This window comes from Methanosarcina sp. WWM596 (assembly GCF_000969965.1).
GTDB lineage: Archaea > Halobacteriota > Methanosarcinia > Methanosarcinales > Methanosarcinaceae > Methanosarcina.
Genome location: NZ_CP009503.1, coordinates 2487532 through 2506663, shown reverse-complemented (window position 1 = coordinate 2506663; position 19132 = coordinate 2487532). Strand labels below are relative to the sequence as shown.

Below are 19132 nucleotides of genomic sequence, written 5' to 3'. Positions count from 1 at the left end.
AAGCCTATTTTCTATTTAGTAAATAGCCTGTTTTTTAATCTCAGTATAGTAAATAGCTTGTTTTTTAATCTCAGTAAAACTTATGTCCCTGAATAGTCTATATTTTTTTTAATAGTACGTTTGACTTGATCTACTCAAATTACTTTTTTGTATAAAATATCTTTCCCTTTTTCCTGCCTGTTATTATAAATATGTATTTCTTCTTTATGTCTTCCCTGGAATTTTTATAGCTCAGATTAATTTTTGACATTTGTTTGAGAGAGTTATCCGGATCAGCTTATTTTTTTACAGTATGTTAATGTGTATCCCAAGAAAATCTCTTGATTTCAACTATCTGTACAAATTATTAGACACATTAAATAATAATCGAAATTTATATTAGAGCTATTTAAGTTCATTTTTAAGCCAACGGAAGGTTTATACAGGCTTATTGATTTTTCGCCATCGGAGGGACTGCAGAACTATCTTTTGTGTCTAAATGTTTATATAGCTCATATATTAAAACAAATACACGTCTTATTCAGAACGATGACTTGTTTGTAGGGCATCTCTCCTTTCCCTAAAAGGAGCACAACAGTCCCCCAAATGACGCGCTGTAGATCTGGTTACAGACGATCCTTAGAAACCCTTTAAAGTTTATGGAGCGGTGACTCTGAAAAATGTATTCGCTGTATTTGAAATTCTTGCCGATTTTCCTCTCAAAAGGCGCTTTAGAGAGACTCATGAGTCTTTGTATCAAAGAGGTAGATGATTCACATGACCATTACTATTGCAGCCATGCCTGCATATAACGAAGCTCATTCCATTGCAGAGGTTATCAAAGGCTGCAAAAAATACGTAGACAGGGTGGTGGTCGTGGACGATGGGAGTACAGACAATACTGTCGATATCGCTGAATCCCTTGGTGCCTACGTAATCCGCCACGAAATTAACAGAGGATACGGAGCAGCCCTGAGAAACTGTTTTGAAACTGCCCGCAACCTCGGTGCAGGTGCTATGGTCATAATCGATTCCGATGGTCAGCACGATCCTTCCGAAATTCCCCAGCTTCTGGAACCCTTAAAACAGGGATTTGACCTTGTGATCGGTTCAAGATTCGTCAACGGCAACGGAAAAAATGTCCCTATATATCGTAAGTTTGGAATGAAAGTCCTTGATGTTGCAACTTACATAGCAGGTGGTCTCAATGTTACTGATTCCCAAAGTGGTTTCCGGGCATATGGCAGAAAAGCTATTGAAAATATAAACCTTAATGGCACTGATATGTCTGCAGGCTCCGAAATTCTTATTCAGGCAAGGGATCATAAACTAAAATTTACGGAAGTAGAAATTCACTGCAGATATGATCTCGAGGATTGTTCCAGTGAGCATCCTTTCATACATGGTCCCAAGGTCCTGTTTCGGATTCTGAAGGATATGGAATACAGGCGGCCCCTATACTATTTTGCTGTTCCGGGTCTGATTATGGCATCCACAGGTTTTCTTATGGGGTTGAAATTTCTGCAGGATTATATTCAGGGAGGATACCTGCGTTTCGGTCCCACTCTCCTTATGGTGATGTTGACAATTATAGGGGCTTTTATGATATTTACAGGAATCATACTGCACGCCATTTCAAGAATGATATTTCTAAATGAACAGATTAGAAAACAATAATGGTAAAAACGGGGTCATTTTATGGAATATCCTTTTGTTTCGGTTGTAGTAGGTATTCGCAACGAAGAAAAATTCATTGAAGAATGCATTGAGTCCCTTCTTCATCTCGAGTACCCTCAGGATTCATATGAAATTATTATAGTCGACGGAATGTCCACTGATAAAACCCGGGATCTCGTACAGAAATACCCTGTCCGGCTCCTTCTCAATGAACGAAAAAATGTTGCGGCAGCAAGGAACCTTGGAGTTGTAAATTCCCAGGGAGATCTTGTCGCATTTACAGATGGGGATTGCAAGGTCGACCCCAGGTGGCTGAAAATACTTGTCAATGAAATGAAAAATGCCCCTGAAGATGTGGCATGTGTTGGCGGTCCGAATTTAATATTCGATACTGATCCTGTGTTTGGCAGGGTGGTAGGATATGCCCAGGAAACTTTTCTGGGGTCGGGGGGTTCTGCCCAATCTAATAATTCAACAAAGATACATTATGTAAGTTCCCTTCCCAACTGCAATGCGATGTACAAGAAAAATACAATTGTGGAAGCCGGATATTTTGACGAGCGGTTTGTAGTGGGCCAGGACGGGGACCTCAATTACAGAATAAGCAAAATAGGTTATAAATTCCTGTATATTCCAGAAGCAAAAGTGCTTCACCACAGAAGAGGGACCCTCAAGTCATTTTCCGTACGAATGTTCAAGTATGGAATGTGGATGGCCGAGCTTTTCAAAAAACACGGCGAATTCGTCCGCTGGTATGCTTTTTTGCCTTCTATTGCCATACTTTTTGCGGTCTTTTCTCTTATTGTTTCTCTTGTGTATTCAGCGCCGATAATAGTTCTGCTGGTACTGATGGTCTTATATTTCGTTCTGGTTTTTGCTTCCTCAATTCAGGTAATATATAAGATGAAATCAAAGTACGGCCTCTTTGCTCTGTTCGTGATCCCTGTGCAACACGTCACTTATGGGCTGGGTTTTTTGTACAGTTTTGCAAATTCGATTTTCCTTTCAAAAGCCAGGTCTCTTTCAAAAAATAATGCTTAAGAATTTATCCGGTTACTGCAGCCATAGTTGCCATACTCAAATGTAAAAATGGTTGGAGATATTGAACCTGGCTTGAAGCACGTTGGAGCAAAAAATTCTTAACCAATATAGACCTCAATGTAAATCCTATTGAGTTCAAACAAAAAAATCTGAACCTTTTACTTCAGGTCCAATCCTGCAATCCTGTTCGGATTCAATTCTTAATTCTTTATTTCAAACTCAATACATAAAGTTGCGATCGCTTAAGGTTATGGAGATAGTATGTTAGGATTGAGCGAAGATACGGGACTCAACTACATGGATAATAACCGTTTAATGAAGGTAATTTCCTTCCTATTCCCACTGGCAATTATTTTAGCAGTTATACTCACTTTCATATGGATGTTTGCAACTGAAAAGCCCGGTTATGCAGTTAGAGGATTGTTTACAGGAATTCCTGCAGTACTTGCCTGCCTATTTATACTGTACATTTACAAAAAAGATGTAAGTCTGCATGATATAGACAGCTTCCCGTCTATAAGCATAAAGTCCCTTACATACATGTTCAGCATATTTTATATTGGCTCTATAATTGTGATTCTATTATCTCAGGGGAGCAGGCCCTGGTACTATTTCGTATTTATTCTGGTGATGTACCTTTCGGTTTTCCTGCAAATTTTCTCTAAGGAGGCAAGGCCGTCCCTCGTTCTTCTGGAATCTTTTTTAATGATGGTAAACCTTACTTACAGCGTTACCTTAAATTACGATTTCTACTTCGGGACCACTGATATTCTGCCTCACATTTTCCTTTCGGAGTCCACTGCAGTAACAGGACAGACCATTTCCACTGCCTTAAGTGACTATGCATTTTTCCCTCTATACCATATACTTATTGCCGAAGCCGCTGAAATTTTGAACCTCAGTGTAAAAACTTCACTTTTCCTGATAACAGCGCCAATTTATGCAGTAACGGTAGTTTTTCTTTACTATCTCTTTAATCATATTACACACAACAGACAAATTTCCCTTCTTTCCTGTCTGCTTTACTCTACAAGCTATATTGTATTGTATTACGGTGCAAACGTGATTACACGCACAATGGCATTCGTAGGGTTTATTCTATTGCTATATCTGGTTTACAGTGTAAATTTCAAAGAGGATAAATTCTCATTTAAAGCCCTTTCAGTAATAGTTTTGGTTTTTCTGACCTTAGTTCATAACGTTTCTATACTCCAGTTCGTGTTATTACTTGTCATCCTTTTTGCCTCGGAGTATATTATAGGAGCTGGCAGCTATGTCAGCAAGCCTTTCTTTTTACTATTAAATGTTACTTATACCGCTTACTGGTTCTTTGCGGCTTATCTGTTCATGCAAAGAGGTCTGACTCCTCGATTGCAGAGCCATTTCTGGGACTCTATAGTTTTAACTGCCGGAGGCTCTGACATACTTGCGGAAAGCTTGACAAGTCTAATGGGGCTCCTGGACAAATCCGTCTTTTTATTTTTTGCCCTTATCGGAATAGGCTTTCTTCTGAAAAACTACAGGAAAAACTATGCTTCGGTTTTCGGGTTATTTGCTCTGTTTACCCTTCTTTTCTATGTCCCCAACCCTCTCAATACTATATGGCAGTTCAAAGTTCTGTTTAGGGTTGACCGGTTCATGCTTTTCGTCAGCCCCTTTATGGCTTTCGCAATGGGATATGGAATCTATGTATTCTGGAACTACATGGATAAATACGGCCCTAAAAAGTTCAATACAGTGGTCTTTATAGTTCTGATGTTCTCCACTTTTGTCTTCATCTCTTCAGTTTTTAGCATTTCAGACTCAAACATGCTTGGTCAGATTTCAAAGCATGAATATTTCACTGCTAATGAACTGAGTGGTTTTGAACATGTTTATAAGTACATTCCTGAGGGTTCTGCCGTTTATTCCGATTACTATACTACAAGGTTCTTTTATCTCCCATCGATTCCTGAGGATTCTTCGGATATGAACCTCTCAATTTATGATAATTACCGAATCGATAATGTAAGCGAATTATCCAGTTACAGAGGCTATGTAATATTCAGGACTCAAGAGTTTCTCAGGAACGGTTTGTACTTTGGCAGTGATGAAAGCAGCACTAAGGAAACTTCCAATTATTTCTACAGGAACACTCCCGAAAATGTAATTGAGCTTGATGACAATCTTACAAAAGCAAATAAAATCTACTCAAACCCGGCAGCGGACATCTTTGCTCCCGGCCCAGCATTAAGCAAACCTATTAAAAGTTCTAACCTTAACAGCACTCTTACAGGCATTTAAATGCCTGTAATTTACTTTTGTATGGAAAAATCAAACTGCGTGCAGCCACCCCAACCTAAAGGATGGGGTATGCTGATGGACCGCACGCCCGGTTACTCGGAAATGATTCACAGTGTCCTTTAACAAGGTTCCCTTGATCTAAGTTATTGAAACTCTGCTATCGAGCCCCTGTCCGATTTCCGATAATTTTACAAAGAAGCGACGATTTAGATATTTAAATCAAAACCAAAAAGAGGCGAGGGTTCACTTCATCCCCGACCTAAAGGACAGGGTATTGGTAAGTAGCCCGGGGGAATTTCACCCCCAGGCCCTCTCAGAACCGGACTTGAGACTCTCACCTCATCCGGCTCCCATTATCCAGCCACTAAAGGCCTTGTTTTGTCCATTGGTTCCTCCCTTGTTGCCAAGGTTGACCGCAGTTCAAAACCGGATAATACAATCCCTTCGCTCCATGCCCATTACAGGCACTTCATCACTACTACGAATTGTTCCGCCCCTGTACATTGCATCGATACTTTCGTCCTTGTGGGTCCACCACTTGGAGTTTTCTCTTAACATCAATGTGCAGGTTCCCAAGTTCCACAGAGAAGCCTGTGCTAGGTTCCTGCCAGCTATATACCGGTCACCGTCTGGTCAGTAAACAGGGTATCTTCCAGACTCGTCCCAGGTTAGTCACGACACCTGGTTTTGATGACATCATCGCGTTTTCGATACGTCAACACTGGTTCAGTTTCATTCAGCTCCCTAGCACGCACCTGACGAAGTCACAGCCTCGCCTTTTCCCATAACGCTCACTACCGTGGCTTTTGACCAAAGCAGCTTATGGGTGGTTTGGAATCACATCCTGTAATGCGAATCCGAGGGGCCGATCCTCATCTTTTCTGTAGCATAGCACATTTCGTGCATCAATAACTGCTGCATAAATGAGCTTTCTTGGCACACCGTGACCCTCCGCACTCCCGAAGTAATAAAATAGAATTTATGAGTGGCAAAGTTTCCTGTTTTTTTCGATGGGTTTATTTTGAGGGCTTCGATAGAAGCTCTGAGTATATATCTACAGTTTTCTTTGCATGGGCTTCCCAGGTAAGCCCTCGCTGAATTATACTTTTTCGTCCGAATTTTCCCATCTTTTCCCTTCTGCTTTCATCTTCAAGCAGCTTATTAACCATTTCTGCCAGTTCCTCCGGGTTTTTTGCAGGAACAAGATAACCCGTTTCCCCTTCAACCATAAGTTCCGGAATCCCCCCAACATCAGTTGCCACTACAGGAACTTCGCAGGAAAGAGCTTCAAGTACGACATTTGGCCTCCCCTCCGAGAGGGAAGGCAGGACCAGCATATCTGAAGCTGAAATCCAGAGGGGGATATCCTCATGATTTACAGGCCCCGTGAATTTGATAGAATCTGTAATTTTAAGTTCTTCTGCCCTTTTCTCCAGGCTTTTTCTGAGCCCGTCATCCCTGCCTACCATATAAAGGTCCGTGTTTGTATTCACAAAACTTTTTGCAGCTTCGATAAGGTAATCCACGCCTTTTATTTTTCTCAGGGCTCCTATGAACAGGACAATTTTCTTTTCTTGAGGCAGGTTTAAAACTCTTCTTGCACGTTCTTTTCCTGCAGGCTTGAATATCTCCGTATCAACGCCGTTAGAGACCACATGAACCTTACTTTCGTCTATCCCTAAATTCACGATATGGACCTTGAGGTCTTCACTGACAGAAAGGACCTTATCGGCAAAATTCATGGTTTCTATAATCTGCCTTGAAGTATAGGACCCTTCATAGGCAACCTTTCTTTCTATAGTGCCAAGGGCACTTACCACCAGAGGAACCTTCCATTTCTTTGCAAGCCCCATCATTCCGTATCCATCAGGATATGAGAAATGTGCATGAATCAGGTCAGGTTCTGGTTTTATGTTTTTTAGGGCATACCTGGAAACGAAATGGGCATACGAAATGCCGGTTATGGGGTAAAAATACTTTTTGGGAATAACATAGATATAACGCGGATAGTGCAGGTCATATTTTACGGTATGCTCAATCCGGGGCAATTTTGAAAAATTATGATACGGAAATGAGGAAAAAGGAAGTACGTAAGCTTTTGGGGAAATAACTGTCACGTCTACTCCCTGATCTGCAATTGAATCAATACTTTGCTTTATGAATGTCCCAAGCTGGGGGTAATACCTGTTAGGAAATTCCTGACATACTTCCAGAACTCTCATAATCTCTCCCTTTTTCGATTCGGACGCCTCAAAAACACACAAAGGAGAGAATTTCTCCTATAAATATCTCTCTGTAAAATGCATGAATTTATGTTCATGCACTAAAATCCCGAATCAATTCATCCAGACTTATGAAAATTAATTAACGGAGGCGTGGGATAAACTAATTAACTACTTTTGCTATTCAGGTAACGGCAATCATGTTTAAAAAAGTAAGTAAAATTTTCCTGGTCTATTACAGCTCTTTCACTACAAAATCAGGTTCGAATATACACATCCTTGAACTCTTAAGAAATTTGAAAAAATACACGGATGTAGTTTTGTTCGCGCCAGGTCAGAAAGGTATAGAAAGTGATTTTCCCGAAATAAAGTATGTGCCTGTGATAGATAATAAGTACCTTATACAGCCTTCTTATGAGTTCATACTATCTTTTTATCTTCTGTACTCATGCATAGCAAACAGGCCTGAAGTGCTTTATCTCCGTCAGAACTCTTTTCCGTTCTTCCCCATTGCCCTGTGCAAGTTTTTGGGGATTTCTTCCATAGTTGAGGTTAACGGGCTGGTTATGGATGAACTCAAGGTAAGTCCGGATTCTAAATCCTTTGCATACAGGGTCTTTTCTTCTCTGGCACTCCGTTCTGAAAGGTTCAATTACAGATACTGTGACAGGATAGTTTCCGTGACTGATAAGCTAAAAGATGAACTTGTGAGGCTGTACTCGGTTCCTGCAGAAAAAGTTCTTGTAATTAACAATGGAGCAAATACTGATATTTTCAAACCCCTTGATCAGAAGCAGGCAAGAGCCGAACTTGGGCTTGATGATTCAAAGAAATATGTGTGTTTTGTAGGACACCTTGCAGCCTGGCAGGGAGTTGAGTTTCTTATCCATTCTTCTCCTTTTATCCTGGAAAAATGCCCTGAGGTTCGTTTCCTTGTAGTAGGGGACGGGATCATGAAGGACAAACTGATGGAAATAGCTTCAAAGATGGAGCTTTCTGACAAATTCACTTTCACTGGAAGAATTCCTTATGAGAATGTCCCTGTATACATTAACGCAGCCAATGTCTGTGTTGCTCCTTTTATTGAGGAAAGAAACTCAAAGATAGGACTCTCTGCCTTAAAAACATACGAATACCTTGCCTGTGGAAAACCTATTGTAGCGAGCAATATACCTGGTGTTAAAGACCTGATTGATCTTTCAGGAGGCGGAATTTCAGTACCTCCTGAGAACCCCGGAGAACTCGCTAATGCTGTGGTGAAGCTAATTTCAGATGAAGAGACAAGCAATGCCATGGGAGAGCGGGGTCGCAAATATGTCGTTGAGAATCACAGCTGGGATGGAGTTGCAAGAAAGATCCTTGGTATATGTAATGAAATTGTTTGATGCGATCTTTTAGATTTCACAGAGCTTTTCAGGTACTTGGGATTATCAACATTTTTTCCTGATGATAGTAAAGCGAAGTATTTTATACCAACATCAATTCCCACGTTTGTTGATTCCGAAAACTCACATTTATTTTGAAGTCTGATTCCATCTATATTCAGATCTAAAGCCCGTTATAGATGTATCTGAGACAAGATGACGCTTATATCCCCAAGGCTAAAAACCCAGGGTTTTTACGCTTCTTTATATAATCCTTATCTTTTTCCAACCTTATCTTTATTCTCTATTCATTATTTGAATTAATCAAGATTTAGCTATCATTCCACTATTACTTTTTATGGTTTTATTGCCAGCTCTTATTACTGACTTATCATTCTTATTTTTGAATTATGGAGCTTCAATTATCGATTATTCCCTCCAATATCGTACTTATTTAAATAACTTTTACATCTGTTCTCTCTCGCAACAAAGAAAAAATGTTTAAGCGATTTGTACAAAACAGTCTCCAAAAATCACACACATAGACACCTAATTTATTTTGATGACGGATACTCTTTTTTTCATAGTTTATTAATAAGAAGCCTCTTAATGCCGGTTAAACTTATCACATAAATTTTAACTACTGGGCGCCTCGGATCTCATATTCCTAAAAAAATTATAAACGTAGAACAAATACTTTTATAATATAATGATCTAATTTACAATGCCTACTATAGAAATTTAATTGAATATTTATAATAAAATTATTTCTAATGTTGGCACAGGGGGAAATTCGTGTATATTGGAGGCAAATTACCTTAAAAAATGGGGGAATTAACTCTAAATCCGGTATTCAGGCAACCAAATAGAGATCAATAACCACTTGACAGGAGTTTTATTCCAGGGCTTATTCTACAGTCTTGAACATTTGAAGAGTGGATAATATTTGCAAAATATTGTCAGATGGTTTTGAAAACTGGATAAATAAATTTATCAAAAAATGAACTAACAGACTATATATTTTGATTAACACCCAGGTAACTCAGTGCAAAGTTCTACCTTGCAAACATTTAAAATAAATGTATAAAGATCGGCCCCAGGTGATAGCAATGCTAAAAAGAGAATTAGTAGTCCTCTTCCTGGTAGGGTGCTTTATAATTTCAAGTATTCCTACGGCTTCATGCCGGACTCCTGCACCTATGATTTATGTTTCAGGAGATGGAAGTGGGGATTTTAACTGTGATGGAAAAGACGACCACATACAGATAAACCAGGCCCTTAAATTTGTGGCAGAAAACTCTGCTTATACGACTGTCCATCTCAAAGGACCGTTTACGTATGTTATTGACGCCCCTCTTCTAATTGGAAGCAACACTATCCTTGAAGGAGATTCAGATGCTGTGATCAAACTGGTTGATCACGCAGGCTGGGATACTATGATACCCCTCATCAAGCAGATGAGCAGTTCAGGTATTACCAATGTTACGATAAGAGGTTTCGAAGTTGATGTAAATCATGATGGTAATGCTGAGCTTGCCAAGGGCAAAGGTTACTACAATATAATTTATTTTCTCTATTCCAGCGATGTAACAGTACATGATATGTACATGCACGATGGGCACGGGGACGGGCTCAGGATGAGAAATAGTAATAATATCAAATTTTATAACAACACTGTCTATAAACTAGGACACGACGGCATGTTTGCTATCGAGTGCTCGAATGTAGAAGCCTGGAACAACACTATAACCTGCAGGACGAACAGTGCTCTGAGGGTATGGAACTCAAATAACGTAAAGTTCCATGATAACTTCATTGATTCATTTTATCATTGGAGCGCAGGCGGCCCGGGTATTCAGGTTGAGAGATCCAAAGGTGACATGAATAATATCGAGATCTACGATAATGTGATTACAAACACCTACGGACCAGGCATCTGGCTTATCGGGACCGCTGGAGCATATGATAAAAGTTTATCAAATGTGTACATTCACAACAATATTTTCTATGGTTCCGGCACCAATCCTAGCATCGAGTGGGTTGGTGGGATTCTAGGTAGTGGATTCCATAATGTCCTGATTGAAAATAACGTCTTTGATGGGGTCCACAACGCGGCAGTTGTAAATATGTATTCTACTGACACCAACACCGGCCCCTCAGGAACTGGATTCACGACCACTGTCCGTAATAACATAATCGTAAACACCGTACAGCGTACGAAAAACGCTGCAGGAACAGGATACGGTGTGATTAATCGCCTTCCCAGCTCCCACACCATTGTAATGGAAAATAACTGTCTCTACGACAACACAGCAGGGAACTATAAAAATGTTAAATCGACAACAGATATTTATGTAGATCCTCTCTTTGCAGACCAGAGCTCACATGATTACCATCTCAAATCAGTAGCAGGTCGATGGAATGGGAATACATGGGTAACGGATAGTAAGAGTTCTCTATGCATTGATGCCGGATCTGCTTCCTCTGCTTATTCAAATGAGCTGGAAGACAACGGGAACAGGATCAACATAGGAGCATACGGGAACACAAAGTATGCTTCCAAATCCGGAACAATCAAACAGGAGGGATCTTCAATTGCAGTAGAAGAGGTCTACGATAACCGCCTGCGTGAAGCTTCTCCTGATGTAGTCTACCAGAGTTCGCCCTTTATTGATGTCGGTGGGATGAACAGTGTCAGATACAGGGATATAATGTGGTTTGACCTGAGCGAATACACAGATTCTACTGAGGTTAGTAATGCAACTCTTTCTCTCTACTGGTATTATCCTGCAAAAAGCTCAAGACCTGAAGATACTGTAATTGAGGTTTACAGGCCAGCTTCAGCCTGGAACTCAAATTACGTAAGCTGGAATAAAAAGGACAAAGATGTTTCATGGAAAAATCCCGGAGGAGATTGGTACGATAAAAATGGTGTTTCTCAGGGCAACACCCCATATGCTACAATAACTATAAAGGGCAGTACCCTTCCTGACAACAGGTATTACAAGCTGGACGTAACCGAGCTCGTAAAAGAGTACACCAGTGGAAAGTACGAAAATACTGGTTTTCTGATAAAGGCCCGCACAGAGAGCAATAACTATATTGCTTTCTACAGCAGTGACTGCGGAATCGAAAGTAAGGAACCAAAACTTCAACTTGTATACAGCTAAAGGCCTGGATGTCCTTTAAGGAGGGGGTCCGGAAATTCTGGCGGCAGGAAATGTTAATTTCTCAATGCCTGCTTTTCGGAAAAACCTCTTGTTTTTTTATACCGACCAAAAATCCTCTTTTTGAAAGTTTTTTTGCCTGCATAACAAACTATTATAAAAATGTAATGAACTGCCCCGCCCTGCTTTCTGATGAAAGCGAGGACGGAACTTCCTTCGAGTGATTACGTCACCTGGATATTTGCAGTGATGCAAGTATCCATCTGTAATCCTGTTTGTCGAAGATTATCAGAAAACCTCTGATAGCCTGTCCACAAAGCATTCTGTGATAAGAACCGTTCCATGATGTTGATAGCACTATTTCTATCCCTATCAATTACGTTTCCGCAATCACATTTTATAGTTCTTTCCCAAAGAGGCAGGTCGTGTCTTTTCTTCAGTTGGATTGATCTTGATTTTCTTCGTCAGATGCATATTTGCTCTGGTTATCCACATATTGCTTCAGTATATCTAAGGTTACTTGTCCTTCTAAGGTTACTTGTCCTTCTAAGATTACTTGTCCTTCTAAGATTACTTGTCCTTCTAAGATTACTTGTCCTTCTAAGATTACTTGTCCTTCTAAGATTACTTGTCCTTCTAAGATTACTTATCCTTCTAAGATTACTTATCCTTCTAAGATTACTTGTCCTTCTAAGATTACTTATCCTTCTAAGATTACTTCTCCTGTCGATGCGATAAAATACGATCTTGACCAGAATGTATCTTTCCATAACATAGTTTTTACTTCAGGGAAGTTTTTACGAATCTCCCTTGAAGTTATTGTTTTTATGGTGTTGATATAATTTGAAATATCAAACGAAGGTTTTGCTGAAAATAATAAGTGAAAATGGTCTTTGTCACACTCTATATTAAGCACTTCAACATCGAATGTTTCACTTATGTTATGGATTTTAGTTTTAAGAAAATCAATTATCAGAGGATTCGTTAGAGCTTTTCTTCTATATTTCACGCATTGAACGAAATGATAATGGGGTGAATGGGAAGAATGGCTTCTAAGATTCAGTTTATTCTGCATAGTTATTGCTATATTGATGAAATTATAAGTATGAATAATTATATTACTTTTGTTTTGTAGAAGTTGACGGCTTTCATCCCCCACCTGTCACTTACGCTCCGAGGAAGGGGACTTCACACCTTAGAGTTAAAACACAAAGGCTTTTATCCTTTGTAGAACTCTCACCTTGGGGTGAGAAAGAGCCTGGTTTCTTCAAAGGAGAATGTTGTTTAAATAGACTAAAAGTTAACGGGGAGAATCCCTCTAGATCTCATGTTCTCGAATTCAGGATATTTTCCAACTTAAAGGTGTTTCTATGACTCAAAATTATTGTGTTCTTGTTATAAGAATAAAGTTCACACTGAGAAGGCATTTAATATTTTTAGACTCTTCATCTTGCAATTAAAGGTGTTTTTAATGGCAATAAATCAATTCACTCCGGTTATAGAAAAAAAATCAATATACAAGCTAAAACCCGAGTCAGATAATCAATGGCTTTCAAAAGAGCTTACATGTCAAGTACTAATTAGTTATCTGGACCATACTAAGAAAGAGATTTTTGCGCGACTATTTCATAAGCTCCTTTGATTAAAAACAAAAAAACGACAGTTCTTTTTAAGGTGGTATGATGTCATATCAAAAGTTTGCAAAGGATGTTGGCTTTATTGGGACGGTTCAGATACTTACAAGCCTGAGCACCTTCTTTTTACTTCCCGTCATCACAAAAACCCTTGGAGCATATGATTACGGACTCTGGGCCCAGATCAATATTACAGTATCTTTAATCTCTTCTCTTGCACTTATGGGACTTTCGATGAGTTTCGTCAGATTCTTATCTTCCGAAACCGAAAAGAAAAAAATAAGGGAAGCAGTATACTCAATCCTTTTTTTTGTTACGGTATCAGGTTTTCTGGCTTCACTTGTGTTATATATATTTGCAGAACCACTTGCAACTTTCGGTTTTAGTGACCCTGAAGCAACCTATTTTGTTCAGGCAGGCTCCCTTTTAATTCTTCTGAACGTAATCGAGTCTGTATCCCTTTTTTATTTCAGGGTTTTCAGGCAAATCGAGAAATTTTCTTACTTTACTCTTATTGAAACTTTTGGAAAACTGTTATTTATACTGGTTTTCCTTAAAATGGGGTACGGGCTTCTTGGGGTAATAACGGCCACTTTAATTGTTCAGGGTCTGATTTTTTTAATTGCCTTTATTGTTATAGTTTCACAGATAGGGTTTGTTATCCCACGGTTTACTTACATAAGAGAGTACCTGCAGTTTTCTCTGCCGTTAACTCCAAACGCACTTATTAGATGGGTTACGGAATCAAGTGACAGATATATGGTTACTTATTTCCTTGGCCTCGGCAGTGTAGGCATCTATTCTGCGGCGTGTTCAATCGGAAACCTTATTCAGCTTTTTGTAAGCCCCCTTCAGCTTATCCTTCTTCCCGAGCTTTCAAAGATGTTTGATGAGAACAAAATGGATGAAGTAAGAATCTACATGTCGCATTCGTTGAGATATTTCCTTCTTATTGCCATTCCCGCAGTTTTTGGACTTTCAGTCCTTGCAAAGCCTTTGCTTGGGGTCCTTACCACTCAGGATTTCGTTTCTGGCTGGTTTGTAATCCCTATCATTGCTTTTGCCGGGCTTCTGGCAGGAATATTCCAGATTTTTGTCAACACAATGTTCCTTATAAAAGACACGAAATCTGCTACTTATATTAATATCCTTGCCGCTGTTTCAAACGTACTAATCAATCTCATTCTCATACCGTCAATCGGCATTATCGGGGCTGCAATTTCAACTCTTGTTGCCTACTTTTTGATGGCTTTACTTTGCATGCGAACGTCCCTTAAACATTTTAAACTTGATTTTTATTTTATGGATATTGCAAAAAGTATTTTGTCATCAATGGCTATGTACTTCTTTGTTTCCAGCTTTGCCATCTCGGGTATACTTGAGCTTTTCGAAGCAATGGGAGCAGGCGCGGTTATTTATGTGGTTGTGATGTTGCTGGTGGGCGGGTTTACTGACCATGAAATGTCTTTAATAAAAAGATATTTACTCAGGTCAAAGGTGAGCCCGAGCAGCAAATAATCAGTCCTATGAAAAAATAGAATTAAAGAATGTTGAATTTAGAGAGTCTCATTCTCCAGGATAATATCACCCAAAATCTCATCCTGGGCTTAGTTTCCAGAAAACAGTTCTCTGGCTGTTTCTCGTACACTGCGCTCGGAGGTATACGCAGGCTTCCACCCTATGGCTTTTAATTTTTCAATCTCAAGCCTCATCCTTGGTACATCACCTTTCCAGCCTCTACTCCCTCCTGTATATGTAAACTCTACGTCAGAAAGCCCCATCTCTTCTACAATGACTTTTCCGATTTCTGTAGCACTGATCGTGTCTTCCGATCCGATATTGAAGATATTTACCTCTTTTTTACTTTTCTCTATTGCAAAAAGAATCGCATCAACGCATTCCGATACATGGAGATAGGATTTTTCCTGCTTTCCGTCCCCGAGAATCTCGAGCCTGCTGGGATTTTCTGTCAGCTTTTTAATGAAATCAACAGTAATTCCATGTGTGCTGCGAGGTCCCACGATGTTTGCAAAACGGAAAATCCACGCCTGCATGTCGAAGGTATGGGAGTATGAAGTGATGAGAGCTTCACAGGCGAGTTTTGAGGCGCCATAGAGGGATATGGGAATAAGAGGTCCGTAGTCCTCCGGAGTAGGCATGATGCTTGCTTCCCCATAGATTGTGGACGTAGAAGTAAACGCAATTCTTTTTGCACCTCCTTTTCTCATAGTCTCGAGGAGGTTATAGGTTGCAAGAATGTTCTGGTCCAGATGAACTTTTGTATCCGAAGCCCCCAGTTTGACATCAGGATTTGCAGCTACATGGAACACGAAGTCGATGCCTTTACAGGCGCTTTCGATTGCTTCCCGGTCGAGCAGGTCTCCTTTCATCAGGGTAAAATCAGGATTTTCAAGATGGTGTTCTATAAATTCCATCTTGCCGGAACTCAGGTTGTCGAAAACAATGACCTGGTTTCCTTTTTCCAAAAGGCGATCTACCAGATTGCTCCCAATGAAACCAGCTCCTCCGGTTACAAGTATTCTGTTCTTTGAAGGCATGGAATATCCTCAATTAATTTGCTCTTCCTCTATTAATATTTTGCACTGTTATCGGAAAATAATGTAATTCTTTTTTCTGGTTCATTAAGCTCTGTACAGGATAAAGGGAAAACTTAAAGAAATGAGGTGAAAAGTACTTTAACTCAGTGTAAGAATACACTAACTCAGTGTAAGAATACATCTTTACAGAATTATTCTTTTATTGGAGAGTTAATCTTGACTATTAAAAAAGCACTTATCCCGGCAGCCGGTCTTGGAACCCGCTTCCTGCCGGCAACCAAGTCAATGCCAAAAGAGATGCTTCCCATCATTGATACTCCTGTGATCCAGTACGTTGTAGAAGAAGCTATTGCCTCAGGAATTGAAGACATCATTATTATTACAGGCAGAGGCAAAAGGGCAATTGAGGACTATTTCGATGATTCTCCGGAACTTGAGATGCACCTCGCAAAAAAGCACAATACAGAACTCCTTAAACTGGTCCGGGACGTTTCTTCCCTTGTTGATATCCATTACATCCGCCAGAAAGAACCCAATGGACTTGGAGATGCAGTCCTCAGGGCAGAGAAACATATCGGAAATGAACCTTTTGCGGTGCTTCTAGGAGACGATATCATAGTCAACGACGAACCCTGCACTGCCCAGCTGATCGAGAACTTTAAAAAATACGGAAGATCAACAATAGCAGTTGAAGAGGTGCCTTACGAAAAATTGAACAGCTACGGGATTATAAAGGGTAAGCCTATTGATAATTCCCTGTACGTGCTTGAGGATATAGTGGAAAAACCCTCCCTCGAAGCTGCTCCTTCCAATATCGGGGCAATCGGACGCTACGTCTTTACTCCTGAAATTTTTGACTGCATAAAGGAAGCCGGAACCGGTGTTGGGAGTGAGATTCAGCTCACAGACGGTATCAGGCTTCTGAACAAGTCACAGATGATCTACGCCTGCAGGTTCAAAGGAAAAAGGTTCGATACCGGGGACCGGCTTGGGTACGTAAAGTCCATAGTGGACTTTGCCCTTAAAAATGAAAGCCTTAGAAATGATGTACTTGAGTACCTGCGGGAAATCCTGGCAGTTGAAAAGGTTCCGGCAGAAAAGAAAGAAGAAAGGTAAGAACAGAACCAAATAATATAAGAATCAAAAAACTGGATAAAAAAGAAGCATCAAGCAAAACCTATTAAAAAAGAGATAGCCAAAATACGATATAAATATATAAAAATGGGGGCGGTAATTTCTGCTGATTTTCACCAGCAGAGCCCTTCATAATCCATATTTTTCGCTTTAATTACCCTCCTCCCATCAATAACTATCTTTTCTTTCATGCCCTGGAATTCGGAATCGAGATTCCTGAATTCATCCCATTCAGTCATCACAAGACATGCATCTGCATCTTTAAGCGCATCTGAAGCTTTCTCAAGGTATTCGATTGTAGGAAAAACCCGCTTCATGTTTTCTGTTGCCATCGGGTCATAAGCCGAAACTCTAGCTCCAAGCCTGAGGAGTTCCGCAATCACAGGAATTGCTCTGGATTCTCTTATGTCGTCCGTTTCATTTTTGAAGGCAAGGCCAAGAATTGCAATCTTTTTGCCTGCAAGGTCTCCGATTTTCCGCTGGAGAATTTCAACCATAAGAAGGGGTTGCCTTTCATTTACAGCTATTACAGACTCAAGGAGTAAAGGAGAGTATCCTATTGCTTTTGCTTTTCCTATAAGCGCTTTTACGTCTTTCGGGAAACATGACCCTCCAAAGCCTGCCCCTGAATTTAAAAACTTCGGGGAAATCCTGAAGTCCTTTCCTACAGCTTCCATGACTTCATAGGTATCGATTCCCAGCTTTTTACAAATATTTCCAATCTCATTGGCGAAGGAGATCTTGGTTGCAAGCAGGGAGTTATTTGCATATTTAATCATTTCAGCGGTTGCCGGGCCTGTATGCGTGATCTCACATTCAAAAGTCCTGTAGAGTTCAGAAACCAGATTTCCTGATCGTTTATCAATTGCCCCTACAACTATTTTGTCAGGGTGCATGAAATCATAGACTGCTTTTCCTTCCCTGAGGAATTCTGGATTCATTGCGACACCAAAATCTTTTCCGGCTTTCTTTCCTGATGCTTCCTCAAGTACCGGCAGGACAAACTTTTCTGTTGTTTCTGGCACTACCGTGCTTTTTACTACCACCACATGGTAGCCTTCCTTCTTTGCCAGGGCTGCACCGATACTTGCCGCGGCTGCCCGGACAATTGAAAGGTCTATAGTCCCATCTTCTGCCGAAGGTGTTCCTACACAGATAAAGGAAATATCCGTTTCATTGACTGCAAATTCATAATCAGTAGTTGCTATGAGTCTTTTTCCTGCATATTTTTGCAAAAGTTCTCCAAGCCCCTCTTCATAGATGGGGGGAATACCTGCGTTTATCTGCTCCGTTTTTTTCCTGTCAATATCTACACAGATGATTTCGTGTCCAACCTCTGAAAAACAGGCTGCAGTGACTGAACCTACATACCCTGAACCTATAACAGAAACTTTCATAATCTGAACCTCTTTTTCGGGAATTTAAGGGGTAATCGATTCCAATTCTTATTTATTTTTTGATAGACGGCATCTCTTTACAATTCTTGGTCTTAAATATTTATATAGTTTGACAGTTTAGAGGTTTCTATAGTTAGAATTTAGTATATATTCTTACAATACCTTTACTGATAAGCTGGGGGAATATGTAGTGCTTTTAATACTGCTCCGGGGTACAGAAGGGCTTGCTATGGGAAATAGTTTTCCCGGTTCAGGCATCTGTTTTGTTTACACGGACTTTGGAATTCCTGATTATTACAGGATAACAGTTCTGGGATTAATCATTCTTCTGGGGCTAAAGGAAATGCTCCTGGTTTCCAGAAAAGAAGACCATTTTTCAATAGATTCTATTGATATGGGGATATACCCACTGTTGATCTGCTTTGTTGCTAATTTCCTCTTTGCAGGTCTGGAAATTATTTTTGCAGGGTTAACCCCATAAACTCATCAACTTTTTTTCATATAAGGAATTTTTTTCTGTTCTTATGGGGAGTTCGTCCCGCTGAAATCTTACGGAGCAATAATAGGCTATTTTTTTTATTTTGTGAAACTGAAAAAATCGGGATTATCTATGGTTTTAATTTGTTACAGATCTTAGTTCAGAATCTTAGTTTCCAAAACTATTTATTCTAACCTA

Annotated in this window: 14 protein-coding genes; 8 read left to right on the top strand and 6 right to left on the bottom strand. The window is 39.9% G+C overall.

What is annotated here, in order from left to right:
* The first annotated feature begins 756 nt into the window (after positions 1–756).
* The 3 genes from MSWHS_RS10910 (at position 757) to MSWHS_RS10900 (ending at position 4980) form a co-directional block, all read left to right on the top strand.
* Complete coding sequence (locus tag MSWHS_RS10910; protein WP_048129909.1) at positions 757–1656, top strand: glycosyltransferase family 2 protein; 900 nt, start codon at positions 757–759, stop codon at positions 1654–1656.
* Between the two features lie 21 nt (positions 1657–1677).
* Positions 1678–2697, top strand: coding sequence for a glycosyltransferase family 2 protein (locus MSWHS_RS10905; RefSeq protein WP_048159067.1), 1020 nt, complete (start codon positions 1678–1680; stop codon positions 2695–2697).
* Between the two features lie 261 nt (positions 2698–2958).
* Positions 2959–4980 (top strand): hypothetical protein, encoded by a 2022-nt coding sequence (locus tag MSWHS_RS10900; protein ID WP_048129911.1) that lies wholly within the window; start codon positions 2959–2961, stop codon positions 4978–4980.
* 420 nt (positions 4981–5400) lie between these two features.
* Here the strand turns inward: MSWHS_RS10900 and MSWHS_RS20420 are convergent, their stop codons facing one another.
* Positions 5401–5541, bottom strand: coding sequence for a hypothetical protein (locus MSWHS_RS20420; protein WP_156148215.1), 141 nt, complete (start codon positions 5539–5541; stop codon positions 5401–5403).
* A gap of 455 nt (positions 5542–5996) precedes the next feature.
* Entirely contained in the window at positions 5997–7202 is a 1206-nt protein-coding gene (locus MSWHS_RS10895; protein WP_048129912.1) for a glycosyltransferase, read from the bottom strand.
* Positions 7203–7402: 200 nt separating this feature from the next.
* Between MSWHS_RS10895 and MSWHS_RS10890 the strand changes: the two genes are divergently transcribed.
* On the top strand, positions 7403–8587 hold the full coding sequence (locus MSWHS_RS10890) for a glycosyltransferase family 4 protein (protein WP_048129913.1): 1185 nt from the start codon (positions 7403–7405) through the stop codon (positions 8585–8587).
* Between the two features lie 1088 nt (positions 8588–9675).
* On the top strand, positions 9676–11736 hold the full coding sequence (locus tag MSWHS_RS10885; RefSeq protein WP_197074075.1) for a disaggregatase related repeat-containing protein: 2061 nt from the start codon (positions 9676–9678) through the stop codon (positions 11734–11736).
* A 221-nt stretch (positions 11737–11957) separates the two neighbouring features.
* Here the strand turns inward: MSWHS_RS10885 and MSWHS_RS20415 are convergent, their stop codons facing one another.
* The gene (locus MSWHS_RS20415; protein ID WP_255350529.1) at positions 11958–12155 is read right to left on the bottom strand and encodes a transposase; all 198 of its coding nucleotides are present in this window, start codon (positions 12153–12155) and stop codon (positions 11958–11960) included.
* 278 nt (positions 12156–12433) lie between these two features.
* Positions 12434–12808 (bottom strand): IS200/IS605 family transposase, encoded by a 375-nt coding sequence (gene tnpA / locus MSWHS_RS10875; protein ID WP_048130702.1) that lies wholly within the window; start codon positions 12806–12808, stop codon positions 12434–12436.
* A gap of 604 nt (positions 12809–13412) precedes the next feature.
* Here tnpA and MSWHS_RS10870 point away from each other — a divergent pair.
* Positions 13413–14885, top strand: a complete 1473-nt coding sequence (locus MSWHS_RS10870) for a flippase (RefSeq protein WP_048129915.1) — start codon at positions 13413–13415, stop codon at positions 14883–14885.
* A gap of 89 nt (positions 14886–14974) precedes the next feature.
* Here MSWHS_RS10870 and MSWHS_RS10865 read toward each other — a convergent pair whose 3' ends face one another.
* A complete protein-coding gene (locus tag MSWHS_RS10865) occupies positions 14975–15925 on the bottom strand; it encodes an NAD-dependent epimerase/dehydratase family protein (RefSeq protein ID WP_048129916.1) in 951 nt (316 codons plus the stop codon).
* 216 nt (positions 15926–16141) lie between these two features.
* Between MSWHS_RS10865 and galU the strand changes: the two genes are divergently transcribed.
* Positions 16142–17041, top strand: coding sequence for a UTP--glucose-1-phosphate uridylyltransferase GalU (gene galU, locus MSWHS_RS10860; protein ID WP_048129917.1), 900 nt, complete (start codon positions 16142–16144; stop codon positions 17039–17041).
* 131 nt (positions 17042–17172) lie between these two features.
* On the opposite strand, the gene MSWHS_RS10855 is transcribed toward galU, so the two are convergent.
* The gene (locus tag MSWHS_RS10855) at positions 17173–18456 is read right to left on the bottom strand and encodes a UDP-glucose/GDP-mannose dehydrogenase family protein (RefSeq protein WP_048129918.1); all 1284 of its coding nucleotides are present in this window, start codon (positions 18454–18456) and stop codon (positions 17173–17175) included.
* A gap of 190 nt (positions 18457–18646) precedes the next feature.
* Between MSWHS_RS10855 and MSWHS_RS10850 the strand changes: the two genes are divergently transcribed.
* On the top strand, positions 18647–18937 hold the full coding sequence (locus tag MSWHS_RS10850) for a hypothetical protein (protein WP_048129919.1): 291 nt from the start codon (positions 18647–18649) through the stop codon (positions 18935–18937).
* Positions 18938–19132: the final 195 nt, after the last annotated feature.